We start from the raw sequence: 6,552 nt of genomic DNA, 5'->3' as shown, positions 1-6,552 counted from the left end.
GCGTCTAATTCATCAGGTAGGGCAATGACCCATTCTCTAGCGGTTCGGGCATCTTTACGGTTTTCGGTTTTTTCTGCCAAGTTCCAAAGTTCACCACGGTCAATTTCAATATCTAAATTAGACAGAATTTCAGAATGGGCGACACCGTCTTTTCTCGTAAAGTCGTGGGTCAGTCCTGTGCGTTCATCTTCTAGTTTTTCCCCTGCACGATAGGCACTCGATGCAACCGCAGTTCTTCCCGAACTTCGGTTAACCGTTTTAGTGGAACAATGATAAATTGCCATGCAGTCGCCTTGGGGTGCTTTTGCTTTTAAAAAATTGCGTAGCAGTTTTTTGGGGTTAAGGGGATTCCCCTTACGCAAACTTTGACTTGGATGAAATCCAAGTCGTAAGTGCGCATTTCATGAAAAACACGATAGCATATAGCTCGCTTGAACTCTAGTTCATAGAGCCTTATGCTTGAGTGGTTTTCTATATCCCGAAATTAACCGTTATGACAAAATCAACTGAAAATATTGAAAAGAAAATTGAAGCCCAGTTGGAGAAGCTGAAACAGTTAAAAGCTCAGAAACAGGCTATTGAAGCAAGAGAAAGAACAAAGCAGAAAGAGCAAGAACGCAAGGATGATACTCGGCGTAAAATCTTACTTGGTTCTTACTTGATTAAAAAAATGCAATCCAATGAAGCCAACAAAGAAAAAATACTCGCTGAACTTAATGATTATTTAATAGAGGATCGGGATAGAATACTTTTTGATTTACCTTCGATGAATAACAATTAAGCTGGATATTCTTTATGAAATATAAAATTTTAATGTCTTTATTAACAATGTCAGTTATTACCCTTACTGCATGCAGCAAAAATAAAGAAGAACCAGAACATGTAAGAGTGCAAGCATCGTCTCCTGAGATTGTGGAAGAAGTACGCCAAGAAGCGCAACAAGTACCTGCTCCGCAAGAAATTACAGACGAAGACCGTGAACGTATGAAAAAAGAACTCCAAGATTCATCACGATTTGAAAGTAAAGATACTGCCAATAAGTCGGGCGAAGAAGTAAATGCGGAACTGATTAATCAGTTAGATTCGATAGGACAGCCAGCCAAAGAATAAAATTAAAAAAAAGGAGCTGAAGCTCCTTTTTTTTAATTACCAAATCCTGCCTTTTTTAAGCAAGGGTATAACTCTCTGAATTTTTCAGGCTCTAAAAGCATGTCTGCAATACGAATAGCAAACTGCTGATAGCTTTCTGTACCTTGAGAATATGCCCCCATTTCAGGCATTTCAGACAGTTTGTTTGCAAATAAATGACGTTGGGAATCGGTCATTTTGATGAAAAAATCAGGGGTATTGGGATCTCGTTTAGTTTCAATTTTAGGTTGTACTTTTTGCTTAAACTTGAATGAAAACCCTGTAATTGTACGCCCCTGCTTATGTTGCTCATAAGTTACGGTAATGTCTGTATGTTTGTTAAGTTGCTCAATAGCAATATGTAAAACTTTTTCTTTAAATTGCCCCATTCTTTGATATTTTTCATCTCCAACTCCAAGTTTTAAACGAAATTCATTTAAATCAATAATTGGTGTCTTCCCAGTACTACGCCACGCAATTAAAAGTTCGTATAGGCGAATAGCATAACCGCTTGTTAGATTGGCAACTTGTTTTAATTCGTAGCTTGTAAGGTGTTGTTCAAGATAAGTGATTAGGGGTAAGACCGCTGGAGCAAAAGTAAATTCTATAGTTGCAGAATTATCAATATAAGCAATATCAGACACCCAGCGAGTCGTTTTATGAGCAATACCTTTTTCTCTAGGTTCTTGATAGCTAAACTGTCTTGAGAATAAAGACTTACAGGCATCCTTTAGTGTTTCGTATGCTGTGCTATGGCTTACACCAAACGTATTAATATAACTTTCTGCTGTAATCTCAATTGGTTTATTGAATGCAATATAGTCAAGGTGCATGTTATGAGTATGTTCCCGAATAATAACGATAGCTAATAAAATCAATCGCTGTTCGACAAGACCAAGACTATAACTAGCATTAATCAACGCATTATCTTTTACAACTAAGTCATTTTTCATTGTTGTACACTTTTATAATTCAAGTGTATTTGTACACCTTTGTAATGTACGTGTCAATATCATCGGAATTAGTGTACTTATATGTCGGAATTGGTGTACTTATTGGGGCTAAAATATCGGAATTGGTGTACTTATATGTCGGAATTGGTGTACTTATTAGCTGTGAAAGCCTTGCTGTACAAGCGTTTCAAGCAACTTAAAAATATTTAAAAATATATTTAAAAATAAAAAATATAAAAACTTGTGGAAAACTGCCCTAGGTACTCGCTAAAGCTCGTACTCTATTGAAGCTCGTTCCTCGCTTCGAGGGGCAGTTTTTAATTAATACTGTTCGTGATATTCAAAAGTAAAAGCATTGATAATGTATTCGCTTCGCTCATACTTTTTGAAAAGCAAAAGCTCCAAAGTTCGCACCCATTCGGGATGCTCTGTACCTACCGTTTAAAATCGAAAGGGAGCTTGTAATCAGAGAAAAGGCGAGGGCGAAATTTTGATGATGCTCAATCGCTCGTAGACACTCGCTCGGTTCTTATTATCTAGGTTTTAATTATTTAATGGAGCTAATCAAAGTTGTGAAACATTGATCAAAGAATAGGCGTGGAACGTGACAAATCATTAAAAAAGCCCAACTGAGTACAGTTGGGCTTTTTACATCAAGATAAGACACTGAAATTTAATGAGAAATGAAAAGCATTTCGTATAAGGTGTATTATGTTAATTTTAGACAATTTAAAAAATCACATGGTAGATCATCAATGAATAGGACGCCCCCTAAAAAAGTAATTCAAACTCTTAGACAGGAGGTAGGATTTGGTTGTCCTGTTCCTAATTGTGGAAACCCTTATCTCGAATGGCATCATTTCGATCCGCCTTGGAGTATTGAAAATCATCACAGACCAGAGGGTATGATTGCTCTTTGTACACAGCATCATAAAAATGCTGATAATTATGCTTATACCAATGATCAATTAGTAGAGTTTAAAAAAAATAAGGTTAATTCAGAAAAAGTAAAAGGCAATTTTGAATGGCGGAGAAATAAATTATTAACCGTAGTAGGGGGAAATTTCTACTATGAAACACCTCGCGCACTTGTAATTGATAATTATGATGTAGTTTCTTTAACAAGGGATGAAAGTGGTTATTTACTGCTAAATGTTGAAATGCTTAGTGTGTCTAAGGAAGAGCGTTTAGTAATGAGGAATAACTGCTGGGAAAATATAGGAACTCCTATTGATTTTAAGTGCCCCCCTAGTGGTAAAGAAATTGAAATTAAATATGAAAATGGAGATTTTCTATCAATTAAATTTTATGTCATTAATAATAAAGAATTATTTAAAAAGAATTTTGATATAGAAGCTCCTGATTCCTTAGAATTCCCTCTAACTATTTCTGAAATTAACTTTGAAGTATCTGGTATAGACATAAAAGTTTCACCAAAAGGTACAAACATTCAAACAAATCAATTTATACGAAATTTTTCATATAATTGTGGTGTAGGTATGATGTTGAATTTAGGAATAAAATGGCGTCAAAATTGGAATTTAGTACCAGTTCCTAGTCGTAGAGCAGCCTCATGTCCATGTAATAGTGGTTATAGATATAAACACTGTCATGGAAAAATAGAATTAGGGGGCTAATTTTATTTATAAACCTTCATTTTACATAATGGCTGTTATACGAAATTTAGATGTTAGAACCCATTTAAATTAATGAGTTATTGAATAAGTAAAACCCTCTAAGTAGACTTTTAGAAGTTGTAAATCTAGGAAAAGGCTAAACATGCCGTTGATTGAGTATTACGGTCTGCTATTTGAATGGCACGATAAAAAAATGGAAATAGTCTATCGAGGGCGTGAAATTACTTTTGAAGAAGTATGTAGCGTTTTTCTTGATCCAGAGCTGATTTCCTTTGACGATCTTGGTCATTACGATGAGCAACGGCTAATATCAATTGGTCTGAGTAATCGTGGTAGACTACTAACAGTGGTTTGGGTTGAACGTGGTGATGTTGCAAGAATCATTACTGGCTTTGAGCCATCGCACAATCAAAAGCGGAGGTATAACCATGCAAAATGAATTAGAACGTTATAAAAATTTTGACCCTACCAATGCGCCAGTAGTAAAACCAAATTTTGTGAAAAAATTACAAGAACGCCATGCCACTGCTCAAGCAAAGGCTTTTGATGCAGATGTTGTAACTTGGCTAAGCTCTCAAGATAATGAAACAAAACAGCATATTAACGATATGGTTCGTCATATCATGGCTTTGAAACGTGTTTAATTAAAATTTAGCTCGATACTTTGAAACATGGCTAAAGCCATGTTTCAAAGTCGGGCAACTTTGCGCTTGCTGTAATTTGCTTAGCAATGAGAAAAACCAAGCAAAGTACCGATCATCTAGTATTTTTCAGGATCATTAATGAATTTGCATTTCTCATAAAGCTTTTTCGTCCGCTTACGCTTGATAATGAAGTAGGTCGAAATTTTAATGTTGCTCAGTCGTTCGTAGACATTCACTCGGCATCTTACGATACATCTAGCTATACATATTAGTTATAACAAATTAAAATTAATTAATTTTTACTTAAATATGAATATTATGAAAATACTAATTCTACTTTTTTCATTTACTATTTTATCTACTTCTACCTTAGCAAATAAATACGACTGGACATATATCCCACCGCCAAGTGTTAATTTTCAAAGTTACTCTCAAGGAAATCAGCAACTTCAAAATGGTTTAAATGCTATGGCTGATGCCGTAGTTAATTATGCTAATAAAAAACAAAATAACAGTACTACTTCTTATAATAATGTTGGTAACTTCACATATGGGAGTGATGGTAGTTCTTATTACAATACAGAAGATCGTTCTTACGGTTCAAATGGTTATACTTATTACCAAATAAATGAAAATAATGGCTATGGTTCAAATGGTTCCGTATACAACAGCGTCGGGGATTATCTTTATATAACTCAGCCTGACGGTAGAAAATTTGTTTGTTATCAATCTAGTGTGAATACACAGTGCAAAGAGAATTAATGTTCGACTCTTTGAAATATGGCTTTAGCCATGTTTCAAAGTCGGGCAACTTTGCGCTTGCTGTAATCTGATCAGTAATGAGAAAAACCAAGCAAAGTACCGATCATCTAGTATTTTTTAGGGTCGATCTGGCACCAGTCATAGGTCTTTTCTTTGACGCTATTTGGTTGGAATGAGTAACACGGATTTTTCGTCATGATTCTGACGAGTGTTTCTCCATCATCAACTTTGATTTGAAGTGCATATGCTGCTAATGCTTTTTTATCTGCTCTGCGCTGTTGGATTTCATCAAGGCTTGGGATATACAAAAATATAGCCAAAAGCAATACGAGAACCAAAGCCACAAAAGTACTGGCGAAAAATAGGATAAATTTTGCATTTAGTTGAGCTGCAACTTGGTTTAAATGCTGAATACTATTATTCAATGCACCTGTATGCTTCTTATTTGCGTTTTCTAGCGACTTTTCAGCCTTATTAAGTACTCCGCTAGCCACTTCATTGTAAAACGTCTCTAATCGCTTATTATCGTCTGCTATGGCTTCCCTGTATTCCTTCATAGATGCCAATAGAATATATAACTGATCGTCTAGGTCTAAATCATCGTTTTGGTTACTCATAATGACATTCCGCCCTGATCTAAGTCTTGTGATGCCTTACGATTGGCTCGCTCGGCTTGTTGATGCTCTAGTTTTTGCTGTCGTTGTATTTCGGCTTGGCGTTCCAGTTCTAGGCGTTTGCTTTCTTGGTTCTTCTGCCATTGCTCAAAACCTTGATCAACACGATTTAAACCACGCTGTAAAACGCTCTCTTTCTGCTGTTTCTGTTGATTAAGTTGTTGGGTATTCTGCTGTTTCACATTGTCATTGAAACGGCTGATTTCAGTGTCTATGCCTTGTCTGCGTAATTGAGTGACTTTGGTGCCTTCGTGGATGGTGGCTTGTAATCCGTTGTTCTGATCGGCATAGCTGCGGTGATCTATTTTTTCTCGGTAGCCTGCACGTTCCAAGGCTTTATTGGCTAAGTCTGCCCATGTTTCTCTAATTTGCTTAATATCTTCTTGGGTTGTCCCCATACCAAGGCTTTTTCGTTTGGCGTTGCTGAGTTCAATATCAGTTTTTGTGGTCAGAGTGAGTTTATTGTCTGCGTCCAATTCGGCTTTTCGGGTTGTGAGCATGATATGAGCGTGATGGTTTTTATCATTACCGCCTTTACTCGGTTCATGGATGGCTAAATCTGCGATCACGTCATAGCGATCAACTAAGGACCTGGCAAAGTCTTTTGCCAAGTCCTTACGTTGATCAGCGTCTAATTCATCAGGTAGGGCAATGACCCATTCTCTAGCGGTTCGGGCATCTTTACGGTTTTCGGTTTTTTCTGCCAAGTTCCAAAGTTCACCACGGTCAATTTCAATATCTAAATTAGACAGAA

The 6,552-nt window shown here is 36.4% G+C and carries 10 protein-coding genes; 6 read left to right on the top strand and 4 right to left on the bottom strand.

The window, feature by feature from the left end; all coding sequences use genetic code 11:
• Positions 1 to 284, bottom strand: a 284-nt coding sequence (locus FTV42_RS15025) for a MobA/MobL family protein (protein ID WP_180039148.1), incomplete at its 3' end; no start/stop codon positions are given.
• A 209-nt stretch (positions 285 to 493) separates the two neighbouring features.
• Here FTV42_RS15025 and FTV42_RS15020 point away from each other — a divergent pair.
• On the top strand, positions 494 to 781 hold the full coding sequence (locus FTV42_RS15020) for a hypothetical protein (RefSeq protein ID WP_020847062.1): 288 nt from the start codon (positions 494 to 496) through the stop codon (positions 779 to 781).
• 14 nt (positions 782 to 795) lie between these two features.
• Positions 796 to 1,110 (top strand): hypothetical protein, encoded by a 315-nt coding sequence (locus FTV42_RS15015; protein ID WP_151208206.1) that lies wholly within the window; start codon positions 796 to 798, stop codon positions 1,108 to 1,110.
• A 32-nt stretch (positions 1,111 to 1,142) separates the two neighbouring features.
• On the opposite strand, the gene repM is transcribed toward FTV42_RS15015, so the two are convergent.
• Complete coding sequence (gene repM, locus FTV42_RS15010; RefSeq protein ID WP_151208205.1) at positions 1,143 to 2,081, bottom strand: replication initiation protein RepM; 939 nt, start codon at positions 2,079 to 2,081, stop codon at positions 1,143 to 1,145.
• A gap of 755 nt (positions 2,082 to 2,836) precedes the next feature.
• Between repM and FTV42_RS15005 the strand changes: the two genes are divergently transcribed.
• The 4 genes from FTV42_RS15005 (at position 2,837) to FTV42_RS14990 (ending at position 5,124) form a co-directional block, all read left to right on the top strand.
• Positions 2,837 to 3,718 carry a hypothetical protein gene (locus tag FTV42_RS15005; protein WP_005020924.1) on the top strand — a complete coding sequence of 294 codons (882 nt, stop codon included), beginning with the start codon at positions 2,837 to 2,839 and terminating at the stop codon, positions 3,716 to 3,718.
• A 142-nt stretch (positions 3,719 to 3,860) separates the two neighbouring features.
• On the top strand, positions 3,861 to 4,157 hold the full coding sequence (locus FTV42_RS15000; protein ID WP_179991657.1) for a BrnT family toxin: 297 nt from the start codon (positions 3,861 to 3,863) through the stop codon (positions 4,155 to 4,157).
• On the top strand, positions 4,147 to 4,362 hold the full coding sequence (locus FTV42_RS14995; protein WP_111886106.1) for a hypothetical protein: 216 nt from the start codon (positions 4,147 to 4,149) through the stop codon (positions 4,360 to 4,362). Before FTV42_RS15000 ends, FTV42_RS14995 begins: the two co-directional genes overlap by 11 nt.
• Before the next feature lie 318 nt (positions 4,363 to 4,680).
• Positions 4,681 to 5,124, top strand: coding sequence for a hypothetical protein (locus FTV42_RS14990; RefSeq protein ID WP_179991656.1), 444 nt, complete (start codon positions 4,681 to 4,683; stop codon positions 5,122 to 5,124).
• Between the two features lie 107 nt (positions 5,125 to 5,231).
• Here the strand turns inward: FTV42_RS14990 and FTV42_RS14985 are convergent, their stop codons facing one another.
• The gene (locus FTV42_RS14985; RefSeq protein ID WP_179991655.1) at positions 5,232 to 5,741 is read right to left on the bottom strand and encodes a hypothetical protein; all 510 of its coding nucleotides are present in this window, start codon (positions 5,739 to 5,741) and stop codon (positions 5,232 to 5,234) included.
• Positions 5,738 to 6,552: MobA/MobL family protein (locus FTV42_RS14980; RefSeq protein ID WP_180039147.1), on the bottom strand; the 815-nt coding region annotated here is incomplete at its 5' end. The genes FTV42_RS14985 and FTV42_RS14980, both read right to left, overlap by 4 nt.

This window comes from Acinetobacter sp. YH16052, from assembly GCF_013417155.1.
Taxonomy (GTDB): domain Bacteria; phylum Pseudomonadota; class Gammaproteobacteria; order Pseudomonadales; family Moraxellaceae; genus Acinetobacter.
Note: the sequence above shows the minus strand (reverse complement) of the source record. Positions and strands in the feature narration are given on the sequence as shown.

Coding starts and splice junctions, on each gene's coding strand:
- FTV42_RS15020 (WP_020847062.1), top strand. CDS start 494: ATGACAAAATCAACTGAAAATATTGAAAAGAAAATTGAAGCCCAGTTG.
- FTV42_RS15015 (WP_151208206.1), top strand. CDS start 796: ATGAAATATAAAATTTTAATGTCTTTATTAACAATGTCAGTTATTACC.
- repM (WP_151208205.1), bottom strand. CDS start 2,081: ATGAAAAATGACTTAGTTGTAAAAGATAATGCGTTGATTAATGCTAGT.
- FTV42_RS15005 (WP_005020924.1), top strand. CDS start 2,837: ATGAATAGGACGCCCCCTAAAAAAGTAATTCAAACTCTTAGACAGGAG.
- FTV42_RS15000 (WP_179991657.1), top strand. CDS start 3,861: ATGCCGTTGATTGAGTATTACGGTCTGCTATTTGAATGGCACGATAAA.
- FTV42_RS14995 (WP_111886106.1), top strand. CDS start 4,147: ATGCAAAATGAATTAGAACGTTATAAAAATTTTGACCCTACCAATGCG.
- FTV42_RS14990 (WP_179991656.1), top strand. CDS start 4,681: ATGAAAATACTAATTCTACTTTTTTCATTTACTATTTTATCTACTTCT.
- FTV42_RS14985 (WP_179991655.1), bottom strand. CDS start 5,741: ATGAGTAACCAAAACGATGATTTAGACCTAGACGATCAGTTATATATT.